The sequence below is a fragment of the Chryseobacterium indologenes genome, assembly GCF_002025665.1.
In the GTDB taxonomy this organism is placed as follows: Bacteria; Bacteroidota; Bacteroidia; order Flavobacteriales; family Weeksellaceae; genus Chryseobacterium; species Chryseobacterium metallicongregator.
On the sequence record NZ_CP018786.1, the window covers coordinates 221,618 to 242,769 of the forward strand.

24 protein-coding genes are annotated in these 21,152 nt (G+C 34.0%); 4 read left to right on the forward strand and 20 right to left on the reverse strand.

Translation table 11 applies throughout. The features are described 5' to 3' along the window. Positions 1-32: 32 nt before the first annotated feature. The 3 genes from BUE84_RS00960 to BUE84_RS00970 are packed head-to-tail and all read right to left on the reverse strand — an operon-like array spanning position 33 to position 2,261. A complete protein-coding gene (locus BUE84_RS00960) occupies positions 33-587 on the reverse strand; it encodes a serine O-acetyltransferase (protein WP_079240145.1) in 555 nt (184 codons plus the stop codon). 11 nt (positions 588-598) lie between these two features. Further along, entirely contained in the window at positions 599-1,747 is a 1,149-nt protein-coding gene (locus BUE84_RS00965) for a glycosyltransferase (protein WP_079240146.1), read from the reverse strand. A gap of 37 nt (positions 1,748-1,784) precedes the next feature. Continuing rightward, a complete protein-coding gene (locus BUE84_RS00970; RefSeq protein ID WP_227941083.1) occupies positions 1,785-2,261 on the reverse strand; it encodes an acyltransferase in 477 nt (158 codons plus the stop codon). A gap of 146 nt (positions 2,262-2,407) precedes the next feature. Here BUE84_RS00970 and BUE84_RS00975 point away from each other — a divergent pair, with 146 nt between their 5' ends. Genes BUE84_RS00975 through BUE84_RS00985 form a run of 3 tightly spaced genes read left to right on the forward strand, consistent with a single transcriptional unit; the run spans position 2,408 to position 4,397 of the window. Then, the gene (locus BUE84_RS00975; RefSeq protein ID WP_079240148.1) at positions 2,408-3,379 is read left to right on the forward strand and encodes a 3-oxoacyl-ACP synthase III family protein; all 972 of its coding nucleotides are present in this window, start codon (positions 2,408-2,410) and stop codon (positions 3,377-3,379) included. Positions 3,380-3,405: 26 nt separating this feature from the next. Further along, on the forward strand, positions 3,406-3,639 hold the full coding sequence (locus tag BUE84_RS00980; protein WP_047380387.1) for a phosphopantetheine-binding protein: 234 nt from the start codon (positions 3,406-3,408) through the stop codon (positions 3,637-3,639). After that, complete coding sequence (locus BUE84_RS00985; protein WP_079240149.1) at positions 3,639-4,397, forward strand: SDR family NAD(P)-dependent oxidoreductase; 759 nt, start codon at positions 3,639-3,641, stop codon at positions 4,395-4,397. Before BUE84_RS00980 ends, BUE84_RS00985 begins: the two co-directional genes overlap by 1 nt. A 1-nt stretch (position 4,398) precedes the next feature. On the opposite strand, the gene BUE84_RS00990 is transcribed toward BUE84_RS00985, so the two are convergent. From BUE84_RS00990 to BUE84_RS01000, 3 genes are read right to left on the reverse strand one after another with little or no spacing between them, the layout of a single operon-like run. Beyond that, a complete protein-coding gene (locus BUE84_RS00990) occupies positions 4,399-5,553 on the reverse strand; it encodes a glycosyltransferase (protein ID WP_079240150.1) in 1,155 nt (384 codons plus the stop codon). After that, positions 5,553-6,392: a glycosyltransferase family 2 protein gene (locus tag BUE84_RS00995; RefSeq protein WP_079240151.1), complete on the reverse strand. Its 840-nt coding sequence runs from the start codon at positions 6,390-6,392 to the stop codon at positions 5,553-5,555. Before BUE84_RS00995 ends, BUE84_RS00990 begins: the two co-directional genes overlap by 1 nt. Further along, entirely contained in the window at positions 6,389-6,952 is a 564-nt protein-coding gene (locus BUE84_RS01000; RefSeq protein WP_238594342.1) for an acyltransferase, read from the reverse strand. The genes BUE84_RS00995 and BUE84_RS01000 overlap by 4 nt, the downstream gene beginning before the upstream one ends. 148 nt (positions 6,953-7,100) lie before the next feature. Between BUE84_RS01000 and BUE84_RS01005 the strand changes: the two genes are divergently transcribed. After that, positions 7,101-8,135 carry an acyltransferase family protein gene (locus BUE84_RS01005; RefSeq protein WP_079240153.1) on the forward strand — a complete coding sequence of 345 codons (1,035 nt, stop codon included), beginning with the start codon at positions 7,101-7,103 and terminating at the stop codon, positions 8,133-8,135. Positions 8,136-8,174: 39 nt separating this feature from the next. Here BUE84_RS01005 and BUE84_RS01010 read toward each other — a convergent pair whose 3' ends face one another. The 14 genes from BUE84_RS01010 to BUE84_RS01075 are packed head-to-tail and all read right to left on the reverse strand — an operon-like array spanning position 8,175 to position 21,124. Then, positions 8,175-9,113, reverse strand: coding sequence for a glycosyltransferase family 2 protein (locus BUE84_RS01010; protein ID WP_079240154.1), 939 nt, complete (start codon positions 9,111-9,113; stop codon positions 8,175-8,177). A 9-nt stretch (positions 9,114-9,122) separates the two neighbouring features. Further along, positions 9,123-10,121 (reverse strand): acyltransferase family protein, encoded by a 999-nt coding sequence (locus tag BUE84_RS01015; protein ID WP_079240155.1) that lies wholly within the window; start codon positions 10,119-10,121, stop codon positions 9,123-9,125. A 15-nt stretch (positions 10,122-10,136) separates the two neighbouring features. Further along, positions 10,137-10,964: a glycosyltransferase gene (locus BUE84_RS01020; protein ID WP_079240156.1), complete on the reverse strand. Its 828-nt coding sequence runs from the start codon at positions 10,962-10,964 to the stop codon at positions 10,137-10,139. After that, a complete protein-coding gene (locus BUE84_RS01025) occupies positions 10,961-11,782 on the reverse strand; it encodes a glycosyltransferase family 2 protein (RefSeq protein ID WP_079240157.1) in 822 nt (273 codons plus the stop codon). The genes BUE84_RS01020 and BUE84_RS01025 overlap by 4 nt, the downstream gene beginning before the upstream one ends. A gap of 15 nt (positions 11,783-11,797) precedes the next feature. Continuing rightward, positions 11,798-12,466 (reverse strand): NAD-dependent epimerase/dehydratase family protein, encoded by a 669-nt coding sequence (locus tag BUE84_RS01030; RefSeq protein WP_079240158.1) that lies wholly within the window; start codon positions 12,464-12,466, stop codon positions 11,798-11,800. Positions 12,467-12,495: 29 nt separating this feature from the next. Further along, positions 12,496-13,341, reverse strand: a complete 846-nt coding sequence (locus BUE84_RS01035; RefSeq protein WP_079240159.1) for a glycosyltransferase family 2 protein — start codon at positions 13,339-13,341, stop codon at positions 12,496-12,498. Then, complete coding sequence (locus BUE84_RS01040) at positions 13,334-14,458, reverse strand: glycoside hydrolase family 99-like domain-containing protein (RefSeq protein ID WP_079240160.1); 1,125 nt, start codon at positions 14,456-14,458, stop codon at positions 13,334-13,336. The genes BUE84_RS01035 and BUE84_RS01040 overlap by 8 nt, the downstream gene beginning before the upstream one ends. A gap of 2 nt (positions 14,459-14,460) precedes the next feature. Further along, positions 14,461-15,075: an acyltransferase gene (locus BUE84_RS24975; RefSeq protein ID WP_079240161.1), complete on the reverse strand. Its 615-nt coding sequence runs from the start codon at positions 15,073-15,075 to the stop codon at positions 14,461-14,463. Continuing rightward, a complete protein-coding gene (locus tag BUE84_RS01050; protein ID WP_079240162.1) occupies positions 15,072-16,583 on the reverse strand; it encodes a glycosyltransferase family 4 protein in 1,512 nt (503 codons plus the stop codon). Before BUE84_RS01050 ends, BUE84_RS24975 begins: the two co-directional genes overlap by 4 nt. After that, the gene (locus tag BUE84_RS01055) at positions 16,570-17,673 is read right to left on the reverse strand and encodes a DegT/DnrJ/EryC1/StrS family aminotransferase (RefSeq protein ID WP_079240163.1); all 1,104 of its coding nucleotides are present in this window, start codon (positions 17,671-17,673) and stop codon (positions 16,570-16,572) included. The genes BUE84_RS01050 and BUE84_RS01055 overlap by 14 nt, the downstream gene beginning before the upstream one ends. A 3-nt stretch (positions 17,674-17,676) precedes the next feature. Beyond that, positions 17,677-18,609: a GNAT family N-acetyltransferase gene (locus BUE84_RS01060; RefSeq protein ID WP_079240164.1), complete on the reverse strand. Its 933-nt coding sequence runs from the start codon at positions 18,607-18,609 to the stop codon at positions 17,677-17,679. 1 nt (position 18,610) lies between these two features. Beyond that, on the reverse strand, positions 18,611-19,477 hold the full coding sequence (locus BUE84_RS24980; protein ID WP_079240165.1) for a GNAT family N-acetyltransferase: 867 nt from the start codon (positions 19,475-19,477) through the stop codon (positions 18,611-18,613). Next, positions 19,467-19,868, reverse strand: a complete 402-nt coding sequence (locus BUE84_RS01070; protein WP_079240166.1) for a sugar 3,4-ketoisomerase — start codon at positions 19,866-19,868, stop codon at positions 19,467-19,469. Before BUE84_RS01070 ends, BUE84_RS24980 begins: the two co-directional genes overlap by 11 nt. After that, positions 19,865-21,124, reverse strand: coding sequence for a polysaccharide ABC transporter ATP-binding protein (locus BUE84_RS01075; protein ID WP_079240167.1), 1,260 nt, complete (start codon positions 21,122-21,124; stop codon positions 19,865-19,867). Before BUE84_RS01075 ends, BUE84_RS01070 begins: the two co-directional genes overlap by 4 nt. Between the last annotated feature and the right edge of the window lie 28 nt (positions 21,125-21,152).

Here is a 21,152-nt window from a genome sequence, read left to right on the forward strand (position 1 = left end):
AAGTAGAATTTTTACGATAACTATTGGAGTTACTACACTTTACGGTTGATGTACTCCTTTGTTGCATCTGCGGTAGGGATAATTTTAGCAGGATTTCCTATAACAACAGAATTGGAAGGAACATCAAAGTTAACATAAGAGTTGGGAACAATCAATACATTATTTCCAATAGTGATTCCTCCTACAATAACTGCATTAGTACCAATCCATACTTCATCACCAATAACCGGATATCCTTCATTTTTTCCACGGTTTTGCTGTCCTATCGTAACGCCATGGGCGATGTTGCAATTTTTCCCGATCACTGTTTTCGGATTGATCACAAGGCTTCCAAAATGACCTAAATAAAATCCTTCCCCAATCTGAGTCTCAGGATAAATCTGAAACCCGTATTTGATCTGGTAATGTCTTAATACAATTCTCCAGAAAGTATTTAAAACCGGTTTCTTCTGATACTTCTGAGCCATTCTCAGAATGTACACAAAATGAAGATTGGGATTAATGCATTTTTTCCAGATCTGAAATGGGGAAAGCCACTTTCCACTTTCCCTGTAAAAGTCTTTTTGAATGATTGAATAATCAGCCATCGTCAATATTTTTATACTTCGTCAATTATTTTCTGAAGGTGTTCTACAGATCTTTCCAATACAAACGGAAGCTCCGTTTCCGAAATCTGTTTTTTGTATTCTTCAGTGATATTTTTATCTGTAAGGAACTTTTTCATTCCTTCATATATTCCTTCTTCTGAATTGGGTGTGATATTTCCCAGCTTTCCATCCTGGAGAAGATCCCTGATCCCTGAAATATCTGTTGCAGAAATAGGTTTATTCAGAATAAGTGCTTCGGCAATAATGGTAGGAAATCCTTCATGTCGTGAAGACATAATGTAGAAATCCGCCTTTTTCATATAAGGATAGGGATTACTGCTGAAACCAAGCATTTTTGCAGTATCCTGAAGACCAAGTGTATTGAGCTGATCCTGAATATTATTAAAATCATACCCGTCACCAATAATCAAAAGCTGATGTTTGAACCCTTCATCAATAAGTTTTTTATGCACATTAAGCAATCTGTCGTATCCTTTCTGAGGATATACGGTTCCTACGGTTACAAAAGTGGGAAGATCACTGTTGAAAGGATAATCATTTACTTCAATATCCGCCTTTCTTAACGTATCATTTTTGTCGATCGGATTGAAAATCTTAATCACAGATGCTTTTTCAGCTTCATTTTTAGCCAAATCATGCATTCCTTCCTGAAGTTTATTGGAAATTACCAGAATTCTATCGAACTTGAAAAACTGTCTGATGACTTCCGGAGTATATTCTTTTAAATTGAAAATATCATTCTGTACCCAAATAATCTTTTTCGAATCTTTTTGAGGGCTGGATAGAATTTCCTGATGCATCGCATGGATGGCAGCAATCTCTACATCGTATTTTTTATTCTTTAAAATAAATTTATAGAGAAGGGAAGGGAACCAAAGAAACATTTTCTGATAAAGAACCCTGTAAGCTTTCACAGGGATATCCTGTGGTCTGTTGGTCGTTATCATTTCTCCTTTTGTCAAATAGTATAGTGTCACCCATGACGGAACCTCTTTAATGTATAATCCTGAATAGAGATTTACCAGAAGGTCAACTTCATATTTGTCAGCAGGCAGATGCTTCAAAAAGTTGATTAATACTTTCTCAGCACCACCATGACGTAATGAACCTATACGAATGAGGATTTTTTTCTTTTTCAATTTGTTTTTTTCTTTTTATGATTTTACAAGATTAAATTTATTTAATTTTTCTTGCTTTTTTATACTTGTGAGGAAGATTTTCTTTGATATAAGCATCCAGTTTTTTTCTGTCTTTCTCCAATTCACGGGGATATTCCGGATTGTTTTTAAGAACAATATCTCCATAGTCTTCAATAGTACACAGAAATTGTGCCGGATTTCCGATAAAGACTGTGTTGTCTGGCATAGACTGTGACAATACAGAGTTAGCTCCTAAAATACAGTTATTTCCAATCTGAACATCCTGCATAATAACAGCATTAAGTCCAATGGTGCAGTTATTTCCGATTTTTATTCTCCCCAGGATTCTTGCATCTTCATATCCCGGAAGTTTTCTAAGCAGAGTAGTTGTTCCACCGTGGTTGACAAACCGTACATCTCCTGCAATGTTCACGTTATCGCCAATTTCGATAAGGTAAGGTTCCGTTCCGAAATACACTTTATCGGGCATATTAAAGTTTTTTCCTACTTTCATCCCTCTATATTTAGCCACTTCAAGACTGCCCCTGTTCAAAAAAGTATGATAGAGGGAGTCTATTTTTAATAGGATTCTGAATATAAAAATCATCACAAGTGTAAATTTGTTTTCGTTACTTTTGCAAAGAAAGAGAATTTATTAATATGATGAAAATTTCAAAAATAGAATATTATCTGCCTCAGCAGGTGCTAACTAACGAGGACCTTGAAAAGCAGTTCCCTGAATGGAGTTCCGAACGTATCCAGGAGAAAGTAGGTATTTCCCAACGCCATATTTCTTCTGACAGCGAAACCGTACTGGATATGGCTGTACAATCTTCAGAAAAAATTTTCGAAAACTATGACAGAAACAAAGTAGATTTTATTTTGTTCTGTACCCAGAGTCCGGAGTATTTCCTCCCTACAACGGCCTGTATTTTGCAGGACAGATTGGGGCTTAGAAAAAATATCGGAGCTATAGATTTTAACCTTGGCTGTTCAGGATTTGTATATGGGTTAGCTTTTGCAAAAGGATTGATTTCTGGTGGAATTGCAAAGAGTATTCTTTTGGTTACTTCAGAAACGTACACCAAACATATTCATCCCGATGATAAAGGAAACCGAAGCATATTTGGAGATGCTTCTGCTTCTGCAATTATTGAAAAATCAGAAGGCAATGATTATCAATTCTGTCTGGGAACAGATGGAAGTGGTGCAGAAAATCTTATCGTGAAGAAAGGAGCTTTCAAAAAAGATTTTGAACTGAATCCTGAACACGAATTCAGTCCTGAAAATATTTATATGAATGGTCCTGAAATTTTTAATTTTACGATTGAAAATATCCCCGGGCTGGTAAAAGAAACACTGGAAGTGAATGGAATGACGATGGATGATATTGACCATTTTGTTTTTCATCAGGCCAATTCTTTTATGCTGAATTATTTAAGAAAGAAAACAAAAATACCGGCAGAAAAGTTCTATATTGACATGGAAAAAACCGGGAATACTGTTTCGGCAACTATTCCTATTGCTCTTAAAAATATGATGGATAAAGGAATGCTGAAAGAAGGAGATAAAGTTTTAATGGCAGGATTTGGAGTTGGATATTCATGGGGTGCTACCATAATGGAAATTTAAAAAACAAACATTTAAAATTATAAAATATGAAAACATCCGTTTTTTTAGAAAAACTACAGGAGGAATTGGAAGAAGATGAAACATTGACTACTGAAACGAACTTGAAATCTTTAGAAAGCTACGATTCTATCAGCTTACTTTCTGTTATTGCGTTTGTAGACGAAAATTTCAGTAAAAAAATTGATACCAAGCATTTTAAAGATATTGAAACCGTTTCAGATCTGATGAATGTTATAGGAAAAGAAAATTTTGAAGATTAATGGATGCTTTCTCATTAAAAAATAAAATTATTCTCATTACAGGCGCTTCTTCCGGAATCGGGAGAAGCTGTTCTGTAGAATGCAGCAATAGCGGTGCTGATCTGATTCTTGTAGGAAGAAACCAGGAGGAACTGATGAAAACCGTTTCTATGCTTAATCCTGAAACAAAAGTTGAAACCATCACGGAAGATATTACCCAATCTGAAAACCTTGAAGCAATTATTGCCGATAAAGTTTCAGTTTTAGGTAAAATATCAGGATTTATTCATTGTGCGGGTATCGAAAAAACGTTACCATTAAAGAAACACAATCCTCAGCTCTATCAGGATATATTCGCTGTCAATGTCATTGCAGGACTTGAAATTGCTAAAATTTTATCTTTAAAAAAATACAAAGACGAAAACTCCAGTTTTGTGTTTATTTCTTCTGTTGCAGGGATGATAGGAGAAGCAGGGAAGGCTGCTTATTCTGCCAGTAAAGGCGCTGTAATTTCCGGAGCCCGTTCTTTGGCCATGGAACTTTCAAGAAGTAATATTCGGGTCAACAGTATAAGTCCGGCAATGGTCAATACTCCGATTTTAGAGAAAATGTTTGAAAATATCGGAGAAGAAGCTTCATCAGAAATCATAAAAAAGCATCCGCTGGGAATAGGTGAACCTAAAGATGTAGCGAATGCTTGTATTTTTTTACTGTCTGACGCCTCAAAATGGGTCACAGGCAGTAACCTTGTGATTGACGGAGGATATTCTGCACAATAACTTACTTTTTGTGCAGCGTTTCTATAATATTTTCTACGCTGTCAAATATTTTCTTATTGTCAAACTGACTTTCAATTGATTTAAGATTCTCTCTGATGTGGAGAACGAGGTCGGGATCAGTAAGGAATGTTTTCATCGCTGCATACATTTCATCTACCTCATAACTGATGAGGTATCCTGTTTCACGGTCTTTGATCATCAATCCTACATCTCCTACTTCTGTTGCAATAATAGGTTTCTGAAGAATTAAAGCTTCAGCAATGACCAATGGCCATGCTTCAGACTCCGAAGGAAGAACAAAATAATCCGCTTTTTTGATATAAGGATAAGGATTCATTTGGTTACCAACCAGAATAAATGTTTTTTCAACATTATTTTTAGCTACCTGTGCTTTGAGGTTGTTCATTTCATCACCCTCACCAATAACAATGATGCTGTGATGAAATCCTTCGTTGATAAGCTTTGTATGAGCGTCAATAAGCTTATGATATCCTTTTCTTGAATGAAGTCTTCCTATAGATGCGAAAACAGGTCCTTCAGGGAAATTTTCAAGCTTTCCTTCTGCCTTACATTTAATTTCTTCGATAGGAATAGGATTGATGATAACGCTCTCAGCCGGATAATTAAGATTAGGGTAATGCTGGTGCATCATGTCTTTGATCTTGTGGGAACAGTATACCATATGGTCAAATTGCGGAAAGCTCTTTAAAATATTCGGCACTAAAGGCTGAAACTTCGGAACATTAATTTCAGAGTGAAACCATCCGATTTTTTTTGAATTCTTATTGGTTGAATTCAGAATGGCATCATAGTCTCTGTAATCCATCCCGATCTCAATATCAAAAGTATCATTGATAAGACGGTCTGCAATGGCCGGGGTATTTTTTAGTTTTCTCAGCTTTATTCTTCTTTTAAAGAGCTGAAGTTTCTGTAAAATAGAATTGTTGGAAAAATCTTCTTTTCCGTCAGTAAGGTATATTTTTCTGATGTGCTTCGGAAGTTCATCACGCAGTTTCCCTTGGTTAAGCGTAAGGCATACCGTTATTTCAAATTTGTCCGGATTAAGGTTGTTGAGAAGTCCCAGTAATACTTTTTCCACACCTCCCATTTCCATGGAACGATGCCTGAACAAAATTTTTATTTTTTTTTCTAACATTATCCGAAGATTGATTGTAACGTAATTTTTATTTTTTTCTTGATACGGAAAGGCAGCTGATGCTGGTACTGCAGGAGCCCGAATATTTCATCTGCACCTGTATACTGTTCAGGAACTTTTTCTCCATTGATGGTAGTAAGTCCTCTGCGCTTTATGGTATTAAAAATCACCTGGGCAAAATATTCGTGGGATTTTTTTTTATTGTCATTCTGGGAAATTCCGCCCTGATGGGTTCTATAAAGATAGTTAGTTTTGTTGATAAACTGAACATTCCCTTTTTCATACATTTTAAGATATAAATCCTGATCTTCCCCAATTTTTAAATTGGGATTCATTTTTTCTGTCTGTTCATAAACATTCTTTCTGAAAGTCACAAAATGAGCAATCTGAATCGGGAAATTAAAAAAATAAGGATCTCTGTTCGGTACCTGCATAGCTGATCTGAAAGGAGCTATGGGCTTCAGGTTGTGATCACATGTCATAAACCTCGAATAGGTAAGGACTGTATTTTTTTTAGCCTGAAAAATCTCCATACATTTTTGAATAGCGGTAGGAGAAATAGCATCATCCGGATCCAGAAAACCACAGATTTCTCCTTCGGCCAGTTCAATCAGTTTACTTTTTGTAACTCCTACACCGGAATTTTTTTCATTTTCAAAAAACTTAAATCTTTTGTCCTTTGAAATCATTTCCTGTATCATTTTCTTCTCGTTTTCAGAAGAGCCATCATCTAAAATTACAGCTTCCCAGTTTGTATAGGTCTGTTGAAGAATACTTTCAAAGCAATCCTTAAAAAAGATGGCGTTGTTGTAATGGGCGATAAGGATAGAAAACTTCATGAACGTTCCTTGAATATTAAATCCTGATGATTGATAACTGTAGTATTAGACGGAATATCTTTATGAATGACACATCCCGCTCCGATGATACAGTTGTCTCCAATAGTAACTCCTTTTAAGACGGTCACATTACTCCCAAGCCAGCAATTACTTCCTATTTTGATGGGAGCTGTAGTGAACTCGGAAGAGAACAGCTTAAATTCCGGCTGAGTCTGGTAAGCGTGGTTGTGGTCATACAGTTTTACACCTTCTCCGAATAATGTATTGTCTCCTATTGAAATCCTGTCGAGACAATTGATAGAGCAGAAATTATTCATGAAAAAATGATCTCCGATTTCTAAAGTGGCGTTCTGCTGTACAAGAATATGTACATAATTTCTGAAACTCATGGAATTCCCGAACGTAACATTTTTTAAGTTTTCGTGCAGAACAAAATGATTACTGATCCCAAGCTTTATCCCTTTAAAAGAAACATTAGGGTGTTTTTTGAGACGAGAAATCTGGCTTTTCCGTTGAATTTTTGCTAAAATTTCATCAAGCATACCTGGATTTATTTTCACATTTGTAGTTTACAAATATAATTTGTTTTAAATAATTATAATAATAAATCTTATTTTTGTGCCTTAAAAATTAATACTTTATACCAAATAAAACAACTTTTCAGATTGAGGTTGCTGAGTTTTGATAAAGTAAATCATTTGGTGTTCTGTGAAAATAAGTCAGATTACATTTACCCGGTTTGTTGCTGCAATGGCAATTGTAATTTCTCATTTCAATAAAGATCTGTTTTTATATAAGATAGATTATATTTCCAATCTTTTTTTGAGGGCTAACGTAGGAGTAAGCTATTTTTTTATTCTTTCAGGATTTATCATGATCATTGCTTATCACAAGAAAGATAAAATTGATTACCTGGAATTTTATAAGAACAGGTTTGCCAGGATTTATCCGCTTTATATGCTGGGGCTTCTGCTGTATTTTATGACGAGATACGAGATGTTCGATTGGTATAAAGTGCTTTTATATGGATTGGGCATTCAGAGCTGGATTCCGGGAGAAGCAATGATCCTGAATTTTCCGGGATGGTCGATTTCCGTAGAGTTCTTCTTCTATTTGCTTTTTCCGTTTTTGTATAATTATTTTTATGCAAGGAAAAACAAAATGATCTGGGTGTTCGCCATTGGTCTCTGGCTGATTACGCAGGTTTTTTCTAATCTTTATCCGGTGTATGGAGCGTATGAAGGACCTCATACAAAAAGCCATGAGTTTCTTTACTATTTTCCTTTCTGGCATCTTAATGAATTCCTTATCGGAAATCTTGCGGGGCTATTTTTTGTTAAAAATTACAGACAGAAAAATTATGACCGCCAGGTTATTATCATCTTTTTACTGATCCTTCTGTCTCTGATATTTGTTCCGCTTTTCTACCACAATGGGTTGATGGCTTTGCTATTTGTCCCTGCTATTCTTTTCATTTCGGCTAATAACGGAAGAGTCAGTAAGTTCTTTTCACTGAAGCCCATGGAGTACCTGGGAGAAATAAGCTATGGTATATACATCACCCATATTCCTGTGCTTTACCTTGTAAGAGAGTTTTTGAAATGGCAGGAGTGTACATTCAGTATAGATATCGTATTTTTGATTTATATTATCGTTATGCTGTTGAGTTCTGCAGTTTTTTACCAGTTTATTGAAAAGCCGATGCGAAATATTTTAAGAAAGATTCATTTTGTAAAACGTTGATATATAGGTGTTATCTAGAACTATGTATTTAGTTTATTGTTAGAACAACTCATTTCTGAAGTTGATATTGTACAATCCTGAGCGTATGCTTTTATAGTCTGTCAACAAATACTTTGTGATCATTCCCCATTTTTTGAGAAGGGGAGCATTGGCAATCTGGAAACTTCTGTATACCCGTTTGATGTGAAGCTTAATATCCTCAGGAATGGTATTTTCATTTTCTGCCCAATAATTGACCTCTTTCCACAATACAACTCGTGTAGAAGCCGGTTTCACTTCTCCGGAATCTACTTTGGTAATTCTGTTATTCTCATGAACACCTCTCACGGCTACAGCTTTGTCAAGAATTCCCGGATACAGATTCAGATAGTAGGAGAGCCTGAATAAGAATTCTGTGTCCTGGTGAAGCTTTAAATGGGTTTTAAAGAAATACTCCATGTTTTTCAAAGAACTTTTACGGATCGTTAATGCATCAATACTGAAAAGTCCGAAAGTTCCTCTCATATTTAGCTGTCCCGGAAAGACATCTTTAGGAGGATGTTCTTTATAAACTGTAGTCAGACGGTCTCCAAAAACTTTATAATACTGCTCTTTTGCCTTTTCAGAATAATAGTGAACACCTATAGCTCCATAAACACCGTCTACTTCATGATTGATGAAAAGCTTTTTTTCTGCATCAAAACGGTTGGGAAGATAGTAGTCATCTGCATCAAGGAAAGCAATAAAATCTCCTTCAGCCTTTTCCATTCCTAAATTTCTGCTGGCACCTGCTCCATGATTTCCTTTGTCCGGATGTTGAAAGAGTTTTACCCTGTCATTTTTTTCAGCGAGTTCCCGGCATACCTGCAAGGCATTGTCAGGTGATTTATCTTCTACCAATACCACTTCATATACATCTTCAAACTGGAGAGCAGATTCTACAGCCTGAGCAACATATTTTTCGGCATTGTAAACGGGAATGATTACTGAAATTTTCATTTTTTCGGATTATGCTTTTAATTTAATTTTCAAATAATGGGTAACTCTTTTCTCTACTAAATAGTATAGAAGTGAGGCTACAATAATAACTAAAACAATTTTAAGAAGAAAAAAAGGAATGTTTAAATAGCCTTCAACTTTAAATCTTTTTAAAATAATTCCTACGAAAGGATGTGACAGGTATAATGAATAGGAAATATCTCCCAGAAATATTAAGAATTTGTTTCCTTTACAATGGAATATATAATCAAAAGTGAGGAAAGAAAAGACAAATGCAGAGATGATTGCCAGTTTTACCCAATCATTATCTATTGGAATGATACTAAGTAAAACAAGTATAAACGATATTATTCCTATTACAGAAACTATTGCTGCCCATTTCTTTGGAACTGTATATTGGTTCAGTAAAAGAGCGAAGAGAATTCCTACAACAAAATAAAGATTCAGAGAGTGGGTTACCATTTTCAGATAAGGGCTGTCAAAATGTATACAATATCCCAAAATGGTAGTCAGAATGAAAAATACTACAATGAAATAATACCTTTTTTCTTTAAAAAATAATGAGAGCCCAAATATGAGATAAAAGAACATCTCAAAATTTAAAGACCAGCCCAGGAAAAGCACTGGAAATTCTTTTTGAGTAGGGAGGAATAATAGTGAATGAATTAGTTCATAAAGTCCCTCCCCATGAAAGTATATGAATAAGCCACCTCCCGGTATTATTGCAGCAAATGTCAAAAGATAGTACAGTGGAACAATTCTGATCACCCTTCTTTTGTAAAATAAAGTGATCTGCTGAAAAGAATCCTTACTGAAATTTATTTTTTGAGTGGTAAAAGCCATGATAAATCCACTGATAATAAAAAATACAGGAACACCGATACTTCCTTTTTTAAAAAGAATATCGCCAAGATTCAGCCCAGGTAAGTTGATCGTTTCACGAAAGTGAAAGCAGCATACCAATAATGCTGAGATTCCTCTTAATATCTGGAGATTATTAAGCTTCATTACGTCTGCCAGATCTTATCTTTTAAAAACTTTTTTCAGAATAAGTCCCATTACAAAAGGTACTCTGGCAATATTATGCTGAAATGTTTTGAAACCGTCAATTGTAAATTTTGTGTCTTCAGTCATTCCATATTCTGAAAAATCAACCTCAGGAACAGCTTTATGTTTAAAAGTGACATTCATCAAGTTGTACTGATGGATGATCTGTATGTACATTTCCTTGCTGTCTTCCACAGAGAAATCCGGATAATGACGATAACTATTGTGAGCTCTTTCTTTTAACATGGTTTTGAAGTTATCCACACTTTCTGCGAGACTTACAAATGGGTTTACGACCGCATTATACACATTTACGACCGCTTTACGACCAGGAAGCATTGTTAGCTGATATCCTCTTCTTAAATCAATAACAAGATCATGAATCGGTTTAAAATGTTCTTGAACAGTTTTTACATAGTCCTGATGAAGCATGTCATCATTATCAAGTTCACTGGTGATTACAAATTTTGTGTCAGGAGTGAAAAATTGAGGAATTACTTCTACTGCTTTGGTTTTCATTGCATCAAAATCTTCTACAAAAACGGCTCTGAAAACAGGATATTCTGCTTCGATTTCTTTGATGATTTTTCTGAATTTCTCGGACGTATTAATATCAAAAAAAGTTAGCCAGATATAGTTTTGATTGGTTTGGTTTTTATAGGAAGGAAGTACGTAAGTTCTGAATAACTTGAATCGGTCATCCAGCCATTCTTCTGTAAGGGGTTTATACCCTGAACGTGTTTCGTTCCAACCTTTTGTAGGAACATTGAATCTTGTCATGATCACGTGTACAAACTGACTCATCTAAATAAATTTTTTAAAAAGTTAAATATTCTGTAAGGTTTACTGTTGTATATATTCTCCAGTTTTTTTTCATAAAACGTTTTTCTGTTCAAAAGGGCTATATAACTGGGGAAAAATTCATGAAACAGTGCTTTGTGTTTTTCATATACGGCATGATAAATAAACTCTTTTTTATCATTGTTGCCGGTAATGTCTTTTATCATGGAAGTGTCCGGATGAGACCTGTAATTGAAAACAACATAATCAATTTTTGTGATGGGCTGGTTTCTGTGTGAAGATATAAGCTGTATCCAGAATTCCCAGTCTTCAAATCCGTGTCTTAATTTTTCGTCATAAATAATACCTTCATCAAAATATTTTTTGGCAAATAGAGAAGTACAATATAATTTATTTCCCAAAAGCAATTCCTGAAGGGTGAACGTTTCCTGTAAATTTGATTTTTTGCTGGTATGGCCAAATGTAATGGTATCTGAAAAAACAATTAAAGTATCAGGATTCTGATCAAATACCGCAATCATCTTTTCTAAAGCCAGCGGATTAAGCGTGTCATCTGCATCAAGAGGCAGGATATAATCTCCTGTAGCATTTCTTATCCCCGTATTCCTGGCACCGGAAAGCCCTTTGTTTTCCTGATAAACATAGCGTATTTTATCATTTTCAAGTTTTCTGGATACTATTGCTGTATCATCAGTAGAACCGTCATCTACAATAATGCATTCCCAATTCGTATAAGACTGGGTCATCACAGACTGTATGCATTCTTCCAGATATTTTGCATGATTAAAACAGGGAACAATAATGGAAACTTTATTTGTCATTCAATATGTTTTACTTTATAAATATGCTGAAAATAATTTTTTTAAATAATCCTCAGAAGAAATTCCAGTGAAAAAAGATTCTGTACGGGGATTAAATTCTATGTTATAATAAGAACCTTCGTCAATATTTTCAAACACTGCTTTTTTTCCTAAATGCTGTTCCAGCTGAAACAAGATTTCAGGAAGAGAGTACTGATAAGGGTAGGTGAGATTAATAATTTCATTGTTCAGTACATCAATATACTGTTTTGTAAATAAAGCAATATCATCAGTGCCAATGAGAATTCTCTTTGCATTGTTGTGTATTGTGAATTGAGTTCCGGACACAATTGAGTTCTTAAGGAAGTTAATCAACGTGTTTGGATTTCCTCCACGGCCTACTGCATTTCCAATTCTGAAAATGATAAAGTTTTTGCAGTGCTCCGTAATGAGTTTTTCAGCATTAAGTTTATGATTAACGTATGGACTGTCTTTTTTTGTAGGATCATAAATACTGCAGGTTGAAAAATAAACCAGTTTTTTATCCGGAAATTCTTCTGTCACTTTTGTTAACAGAGTGATTTCTCTTTCGAATTCTGCCGGATTCTTTTCCAGAGAATTGGAAACCCCGGATGCAAAAAAAAGGATATCTTCCCTGTCATAAGGTCTTACGGCTGTTGCCAAAATTCCATTGCCAATAATCATATATTTTTATCTAAACGGTTTAAAAAATCTTACAGGTATCTGAAGATTTTAAATAGTCCAAGTTTATTTCCCAGTTTTGCCCATCGTGAATTCTTCACACGATCCAGCTTATCAAGGGTATATTTGTATTTGTTTTTCGGGATATAATTTTCCAGAAAAAGATCTTCAATATTGATATTTCTTCTTTCCGCCATTTTAATAAGAGCTACCCAATGCCAGAAAAGGGCTTTTTCTGTATTTTTTGTGGTAGATATTCCATTTTGATGAATTCTGTACAGGTACAAATCTTCATCAATATATTTTACGGGAGCTACTTCGCACATTTTCATGTACCAGTCTTTATCTTCAGCGATTTTTAAAAATGGATCAATACCGGAAGTCTTTTCGTATATCTTTTTTTTAAAAGTTGCAAAATGTGAAATTTCTCCATTAAAATTATAGTATGAGTGATCCAGCTCAGTAATCTGCTTAGCTTTATGTACTGATTTCGGATTAAGATGTTCATCACAAAATACCAGATTAGAATAGACCATGCCTGCTTCAGGGTATTCAGCATGGGTTTTTACAACAGATTCCAGGGCGTGTTGTGTCAACGCATCATCAGGATCTAAAAAACCACATATTTCAGATTCAGCAAGCTGTATTAATCTCTTTTTGGTATATCCGATTCCTCTGTTCTGATCATTTTGATTGATTTTAACCCGTTGATCATTGCCTATAATTTTTTTTATGACTTCAAGAGAATCATCAGTAGAGCCATCGTCCAAAATTACTGCTTCCCAGTCTGTTTCAGTCTGAGCCATTAAACTCTGGTAACATTTTTCAAAAAAGTGACCATTATTATAATTGGCAATAAGAATACTGAATTTACTCATTTCTACTGTGTTTATTCAAGATTTTTTTTAATGCATTCAAATATCCGAAGCCATTTTTTCTGTCCGGTTCCAGGATGTTTCCTTCTGCCCATTCGTTCCATGATTTAACAATAAGAAACTGCTCTGGATAATTTTTTTTATCTTCAAGATATTCTACTGCCTTCTCAATCTGCTTTTCGAATAGTTCCGGAGAATTATTAGCCAATATGATGCCTCTGTACCCGCTTCTTGGGGTATTGTCCCAATTAGGTAGTATACATGGATAGGTAGGAACATTGCTTTCTTCAAATTTCAAGTCATTTACGACCTCTTGAGCATCCTGAATTCTGACTTTAGGTTGTTCTTTTTTCTTAAATCCAATTAATCCTTTTATTCTATTTTTATAATATTGAGAATGCGAGATGTATTCCTTTTTATTAATATGCGGTACCCAGGCTTTCTGAAAGGCATTGGAAATTTTACTGTCATATCCCATAGATTGAAAATCAATGGCATCAGAAAGTTTATTGGAAGCCATCACGTACAATCCATCAAATCCGTTTTCTCTGGCAAGCTCTCTGAATTTTGAGATATAGTTTGGATCTCCTTCATTTAAATGATTAGGATCATAAATGATGAAAAGAGGCTTATTATCCACTTTGATATACCTTTCGTCCTTAAAGAAAGGAAGCAGATATTCGAAATGAGCAATTAAATCCTGCTCATCAGGATAGGTCTGTTCTGCCAGTATTTTCTCTGACAGTCCGTGCCATATTCCTGACCATGTTTCATTGGCCCAACAGAAGCAGAAAGGGAAATCCGGTTTTCCTGATTTCAGTACATCATTTGCAACACGTTCCAGCAATTGTTTGCCGCTGCCAAACCAGTAATGATAAAAGATAAACCCATGTACTCCATAATCTTTTGCCATCTGGGCCTGTTGTTCTCTTACTTCAGGAACACGCAGATCATAATATCCAAGATCTGCAGGGAATATAGGCTGTTCATGTCCTTCGAATAAAGGCTTGGCTTTGCTTACATTGGTCCATTCTGTAAAACCTTTTCCCCACCATTCGTCATTTTCCGGGACGGGATGATATTGAGGGAGATAAAATGCAAGGGGTTTTATTTTTTTCATAATCAGTTTTCTAATGTTTTTATTAATCTGGCGGGAATTCCTGCAATGACTGAGTTTTTTGGGAAACTCTTATTTACTACAGAGTTGGCGCCTATAATGGAATTCTCACCAATGGTAACCCCTGGAAGTATACATACTCCTTCACCAATCCAAACGTTATCTTCAATAATAACAGGACCTTTTGAATATAAAGGTCTTGTAGCAGGAGTATTTTCCAGATCATCAATTGTTATATTACCATGGGAATGGTCAGAAATGTATATTCTGCTGGCCATAAGGACATTATTTCCTATGACAATTTTATTGACTGCTCCAATATGAACATCGGAATTGCATACCACATTATCTCCAATTACAATTTCAGGATGAAATTCTTGACCTTGGAAACGATCCCAGGCCTCTAATCGTAAATGAAATAAAGAACTGAAGTTTTTTCCTATTGAAATATATTTAGGATTTTTTATCCAGTGTTCTTCAGGTAATATAGAATTAGATCCAAAGCTTTTGAAACTTTTCTTAGCCCACTCACTAATTTTATTTTGAGTGTGAGCTTTATAAGCCTTTGAATTCAGTACATCGAATAAAAAATTGACAATATATTTCTTTAAAAAATTCATATTTTTCCTGTTATTTGATAGTATATTGTTTTTAAAAATGTTATTTTGTTTTCTTTAAAAACTTTTTTATAATAACTTAATTTATAATCCTGAAACATTTTAAATCTTTCGCTACCCGTTAAAAATTTATTAATGGTATTTTCAAAAACAGGATTATATAGGTTTTCGGCTTCAATCATTAAGGTATTAAATGTTTGATAGGATTCAAATGCATCATACTTCTTTTCTAAAAATGACATCGGATTTTCTCCATTAAATATTTTTTGTAAATTCTCAGAAAATTCTTCTTCAGTAATCATCAGATTATTATAAAGTGATTTTGGAGTGTTTTTTTTGTATTCAATAGAAAATTCCGTTACTAATGTATCTAAATTATCAAAGTTTTTAAATCTATCAGATTTGTAAAATAAATCTTTTATATCACTTACCAGATTTTTTGGATGTACATAAGCAAAAACAGGTAATCCTGAAGCAACAGCAATTTGTGTCATTAAGGCACCTATATAGGGAAAAGTAGAAATATAATAATCTACATTTTTCATAATTTCATATAAATCATAGCGGTCGCCAATTAAGAATATTCTGTTGTTTAATTTATTGTCATCAATAAATTTATGAATGGCTGTACCATTTCCACTTCCGGCAAATACGAAAATTAGATTTTCATCTAATTGTAAAATCTTATGTATTGTTTCAAGGAATTCTAAGTTATTTCCCAGAATTTTATAAAATGTACTTCCAGAAAATATTATTTTTTTGTTTTTAGTATCAAAATCAAAACCTTGAAATGGAGTTTCTGACAAAATAGGATAATACGGTAGTATTTTGTTTTTATAACTAGGAATATTTCTTAATTGTTCAGATAAATTTTGTCCAAATGAACGGAATTCAATATTGATGTCTGTAATGTCTACCCCAAGCCAGAATGCATGATCCGTTAAATTTATTTGGTATCTTTTAATCCCTTGTACCTTATAGAAAGCCATATAAGCAATGGTATCCCAGGGAATTAAATGCATTAAAATATGTTCAGGCTTTTCTGCTAAGATAATTTTGATGAGGTTTGCACACAGCTCTATTCTGTTATTACCTTCTAAATAATAAATTTCTTTATTATCATAGTTCTCAATCTCGGCTAGAATTGCTTCGTTTTTATAATGTCTGTTTTTATTTTCAAAGACAAGAATAATTCGTTTATTAAGTCTTAGTAATGCCCTTAGATATTGCTGAGTTAATCCTCTGTTATCATAGCCAAAGTAATCATAGAATAAAACAACATTTTCGTTGGGAATTATTTTTTCTGATTTAAAAAGAGAATTGGAAATTTGTTTCAAAGAGCCTTCTAATTCTTGATCATATAGAGTATCATTAAATGCATAATTATATTTTAGATGTGTAGATAACTCTATTAATCGTAAAGCAAAGTCATAATTTTTTTTGATTATAGCTTGCTTTAAATTCTTTTTCAGAATCTTATCAATATTAATAAGCTTTTTATTTGAAATCATTTAATTCTGAGATTATTTTTTCTATATCATCGTGGGTCATTACAGGGCTTATCGGTAGGCTTAAAACCTCCTGATGTATCTTTTCACTTATTGGGAAGGACAGGCCATTCCAATCTTTGTAGGCTTCTTGCTTATGGGGTGGAATAGGATAGTGAATTAAAGTCTGCACACCATTTTCTGTAAGATAAGACTGTAGCTCATCTCTTCTTTCGGAGCGGATAACAAATACATGCCAGACATGTTCATTTTCATCAGCCGGATATTCTGGCAGAATGACTGCCGGATTTTTTATTTCGTCAATAAAACGCTTTGAAATCTCTCTTCTTATTTTATTTTCGTTGTCAATATACTTTAATTTAATATCCAAAACGGCTGCCTGAATTTCATCAAGTCTGGAATTTAATCCTTTATATATATTTACATATTTTTGATTGGAACCATAATTGGCTAAAGCTCTGATGGCTTTCATTAAATCATCATCATTGGTAGTTACGGCTCCTGCATCTCCCAAAGCACCAAGATTTTTGCCTGGATAAAAACTGAAACCAGCTGCATCACCAAGATTTCCTGATTTTATTCCTTTCCATTCTGCTCCTATTGCCTGAGCATTATCTTCTATAATTTTGAGGTTATGCTTTCTTGCAATTTCTTTAAGTGAATCAGAAAATATAATTCTACCCTGAAGATGAACAATAAGAATACCTTTAGTTTTTGAAGTTATTTTTTCTTCAATTTTTGATATGTCAATATTATACGTGTTAATTTCCGGTTCTACCAAAACAGGAATTAAACCATTATCTGAAATAGCTAAAATAGAAGCAATATAAGTATTGGATGGAACAATAATTTCATCTCCGATATTCATTACTCCTAGTTCTATATAAGCTCTTAAAATAAGTCTTAAAGCATCCAGGCCATTGGCAACCCCAATAGCATGTTTGGCTCCGATATAATCTGAAAGATTTTTTTCGAAGTTAGCAAGCTGATTACCCATAAGATACCATCCGGAGCGGAAGACTTCTAAAAGCTTAGCTTCTATTTCGTTTTGATATTGTAAGTTTACCTTTTGTAAATCAAGAAATTTAATCATAGTTTAAAGTTTAATTGAATAAAAATCTAAAGCAATTCCTCTTGCTCCCATGTTTTCTTTCTGCTGAATTAGCCCCTCATTTAAATACTTGCCTTGGTTTTCTGTAGAAATTCCAAAACTGTAATATTTTCTGTCTTTGAATTTTTCTAAAAGAAAATGATTGATAAAATCCAATGCTCCTGCTTTTCTTCCTTCTGATGAGGCTGCCATATACTGAGTATGAATGGTGTTTCCAAAATCAAAAATAACAATACCAGCTAAAATCCTGCCATCCTGATTAGCCTCGAAAAGTCTTATGTTTTCTGGAAATTTTTCTTTTAAAATAGTGATTTCCTCTATTGTATGTACTGGTTTTGTATCAAATTTCTGAAGAACAGAGGACAGTAAGCTCCAGTATTCTTCAAAATTTGTATTTTCTGTAATAATTACATTATTTTCTTTACATTTTCTTACCAATTGTCTTTTGGTCTCTGAAAATCGGATTGGATGTGAAAGATCGATAACCGATGAAATATCTCTTCTGTAAAGATTGGCATCACTACGGAAAAGTGCATACAAATCTTCTTCCGCAGGATATTTATGAAAAATATGGGGAATCCCTTTGTATATTATTTCATTGAAAGAAAGCTCAGAATAGTATTTCTTTATTTCATTAAAAATTTCCAGAACTTCACTGGTTTTTACAGTATGGGATATAATTAAAGATCCAAAAGTTAATCCGCCATGAGAGATAATCTGTTTTTCAGATTCGTTGGCAGGAAGTACAGCTGTGATCTTATTATTTTTAAAAATAAGAAGTGAATGATCTTTGAACCGATCTGAATGGTATTCCATAAAATCTCTGGCAAAAAAGAAAAGTCCGTTTTTACTTTCTATGATGAATTGATTCCATTCATCATAATACTCTTTTCTGTACTTTTTTATTTCAATAGCCATCTTATAAGTTTATGGACATGATTATATTAGAATCTGTAGAATTCTGTTTTAAAAAACCTGCATTCTCATAAGCTTTTATAGCTCTTGTATTTTCCGCTATAACTTTTAGATATAGGCTTTTTAAATTGAGTTTTTCTTTAGCAAATTTAAAAATGTGTTTGAAAATTTCAGTGCTTAATCCTTTTCCCCAATATTCCTTTTCTCCAATATATCCGAAATATTCGGCAGATCCTTCATCAATATTTATATTTTTAAGACCGGCAACACCGATAATATTATTGTTGTACCGGATACCTTTGACCCAATATGTAGGATTTTGATTGAGTGAAGAAAACCATTTTTGCTGATCATCTTTTGAAAAATCAGGAGTGCTTGTTAAATGTTTAATTTCCGGCTCATTGAGCCAATCCCAGGATTTACTAAGTATTTCTGGAGTATATTCTACAAGGGTAAGTTGATGAAAACTTAAGAAGTCCTCATAATTTCTGATATAATCTTTTTCGTTATATGTATGTGAAGCTAATACAAGGCAAATAGCTCCTGAAGAAAAATTAATTTCTGAAGCCCAGATGCCGGGAGGAATATGTAATCCTAAATCAGGACGGTTCAAAAAGACTTGCCTTTTGAACTTCCCATCATCCAGAGAAACTTCAAAGCTGCCGCTTGTTGCAATCAGGAACTGATGACATTCTTTGTGGGAGTGTGAGCCTCTGCTTTCTCCTCCCGCAATATCATATAAATAGAAAACTCTTTTTACATTAAACGGAAATGATGAATTATTTTCAACCACTGTAAGGTTGCCTTCGTCAAAACTGATCTTACCTAAATCAATAACACTACAATCAAATACAGAAATATTATTTTTCATCAGTCAGTATTTTAAATTCTTCGAAATCTCTTATATAATCATTTTCATCATACTTCCTGTCAGAGACAATAAGTGCTAATGAATTGGTTGAAAAATTTTCCAATCTTCGCCAGAACATTTTAGGAATATATAATCCGTAATATGATCTGTTTAAAGAAAACCTTTGCTCTTCTTTTCCATTATGAAGGACCACATCAAAACTTCCTGAAAGGGCAATAATAAATTCTTGCTGCTCTTTGAAAGCATGGCTTCCTCTTACTTCTCCTCCAGGAACATCATATACCCAATATGTCCTTTGTATCTCAAAAGGAAGTTGATTGGGATATTCAAAAAATGATAAATTTCCTCTTTTATCATATATTTTGGGGAGTTCTATTATTTTCGGGATCATGGTGTTTGTACTTTGTATTCAAAAAATGGTCTTGTAACGCCTGGGTAAATATGCATCATTGTTCCAACTTTTACATTTTCTACTTCAAATCCAATAAATTCATCAATTCCGTATAAAAGTATTTTTTGATCTTTCCCAAAGTAAAGCTTGAAATAATAGTTTCCGGCATTCAAAAGCCCAGCAGGAATATCAAATTCTACAGTATATTCACCTATTTTTGAGTTGTTGTTCTCTGCAACAGCTTTCCCAACATGAAAGATGACCAATTCTTCATAATTTTTGAGTTCAAAAGTTGTGTCAAGGGTAATATCCGGACAGAAATTATGAAAAATAAGTTTTACATGTACTCCGGAATCAATATCTAGTAAATCCCCATTAATAGGAGATACTGAAAATTCTTTTATTCTGATATTTTCATTACCTATAGCTTCGTTCAGATTACCATTATACTGGTAAGAACTTTCTCTTGCGCTGCTTTTTTGATATTCTATGATTGTATTGAGAATGTCTCCTTGATAGCTAATTTGTCCTTGATTTAAAAGTATACCTTTTGTGCATAGCTCTTTAATGGCTGTCATGTTGTGACTGACAAAAAGAATGGTTCGTCCCTCTTCTCTCGTTACATCATTCATTTTACCGAGACATTTTTTTTGAAATTCTGCATCTCCTACTGCTAGAACTTCATCTACGATAAGGATTTCAGATTCTAAATGAGCTGCTACGGCAAATGCCAGACGGACATACATTCCTGAAGAATATCTTTTCACAGGAGTATCTATATATCTTTCAACACCGGAAAAATCTACAATCTCATCAAACTTCCTTTTGATTTCCTTTCTTGTCATTCCTAAAATAGCACCATTAAGGAAAACGTTTTCTCTTCCTGTCATTTCAGGATGGAATCCTGTTCCTACCTCGAGGAGAGATGCTATTCTTCCGTTTGTATAGATCTTTCCTGTTGTAGGTTTTGTGACTTTACTTAAAACCTTGAGTAGTGTTGATTTCCCAGCACCATTTCTGCCGATAATTCCAACCGCATCTCCTTGTCCGATTTCAAAATTAATATCACGAAGAGACCATACATAGTCTGATAATCCTTTTGTGGTTCTGTCATTGGCCTCACCAATTTTAAGATAAGGATCTTCCTTTCCTCTCACTTTATGCCAGAACCTGTTAAGGTCATGAGAGAGAGTACCTGTCCCGACTTGCCCCAGGCGATATTGTTTGGATATATTTTCTGCTTTTAAAGACAGCATATTCTAAAAGATATTAAATTAATAAAAA

Coding starts and splice junctions, on each gene's coding strand:
- BUE84_RS00960 (WP_079240145.1), bottom strand. CDS start 587: ATGGCTGATTATTCAATCATTCAAAAAGACTTTTACAGGGAAAGTGGA.
- BUE84_RS00970 (WP_227941083.1), bottom strand. CDS start 2,261: ATGAAAGTAGGAAAAAACTTTAATATGCCCGATAAAGTGTATTTCGGA.
- BUE84_RS00975 (WP_079240148.1), top strand. CDS start 2,408: ATGATGAAAATTTCAAAAATAGAATATTATCTGCCTCAGCAGGTGCTA.
- BUE84_RS00980 (WP_047380387.1), top strand. CDS start 3,406: ATGAAAACATCCGTTTTTTTAGAAAAACTACAGGAGGAATTGGAAGAA.
- BUE84_RS00985 (WP_079240149.1), top strand. CDS start 3,639: ATGGATGCTTTCTCATTAAAAAATAAAATTATTCTCATTACAGGCGCT.
- BUE84_RS00990 (WP_079240150.1), bottom strand. CDS start 5,553: ATGTTAGAAAAAAAAATAAAAATTTTGTTCAGGCATCGTTCCATGGAA.
- BUE84_RS00995 (WP_079240151.1), bottom strand. CDS start 6,392: ATGAAGTTTTCTATCCTTATCGCCCATTACAACAACGCCATCTTTTTT.
- BUE84_RS01010 (WP_079240154.1), bottom strand. CDS start 9,113: ATGAAAATTTCAGTAATCATTCCCGTTTACAATGCCGAAAAATATGTT.
- BUE84_RS01015 (WP_079240155.1), bottom strand. CDS start 10,121: ATGAAGCTTAATAATCTCCAGATATTAAGAGGAATCTCAGCATTATTG.
- BUE84_RS01020 (WP_079240156.1), bottom strand. CDS start 10,964: ATGAGTCAGTTTGTACACGTGATCATGACAAGATTCAATGTTCCTACA.
- BUE84_RS01025 (WP_079240157.1), bottom strand. CDS start 11,782: ATGACAAATAAAGTTTCCATTATTGTTCCCTGTTTTAATCATGCAAAA.
- BUE84_RS01030 (WP_079240158.1), bottom strand. CDS start 12,466: ATGATTATTGGCAATGGAATTTTGGCAACAGCCGTAAGACCTTATGAC.
- BUE84_RS01035 (WP_079240159.1), bottom strand. CDS start 13,341: ATGAGTAAATTCAGTATTCTTATTGCCAATTATAATAATGGTCACTTT.
- BUE84_RS01040 (WP_079240160.1), bottom strand. CDS start 14,458: ATGAAAAAAATAAAACCCCTTGCATTTTATCTCCCTCAATATCATCCC.
- BUE84_RS24975 (WP_079240161.1), bottom strand. CDS start 15,075: ATGAATTTTTTAAAGAAATATATTGTCAATTTTTTATTCGATGTACTG.
- BUE84_RS01050 (WP_079240162.1), bottom strand. CDS start 16,583: ATGATTTCAAATAAAAAGCTTATTAATATTGATAAGATTCTGAAAAAG.
- BUE84_RS01055 (WP_079240163.1), bottom strand. CDS start 17,673: ATGATTAAATTTCTTGATTTACAAAAGGTAAACTTACAATATCAAAAC.
- BUE84_RS01060 (WP_079240164.1), bottom strand. CDS start 18,609: ATGGCTATTGAAATAAAAAAGTACAGAAAAGAGTATTATGATGAATGG.
- BUE84_RS24980 (WP_079240165.1), bottom strand. CDS start 19,477: ATGAAAAATAATATTTCTGTATTTGATTGTAGTGTTATTGATTTAGGT.
- BUE84_RS01070 (WP_079240166.1), bottom strand. CDS start 19,868: ATGATCCCGAAAATAATAGAACTCCCCAAAATATATGATAAAAGAGGA.
- BUE84_RS01075 (WP_079240167.1), bottom strand. CDS start 21,124: ATGCTGTCTTTAAAAGCAGAAAATATATCCAAACAATATCGCCTGGGG.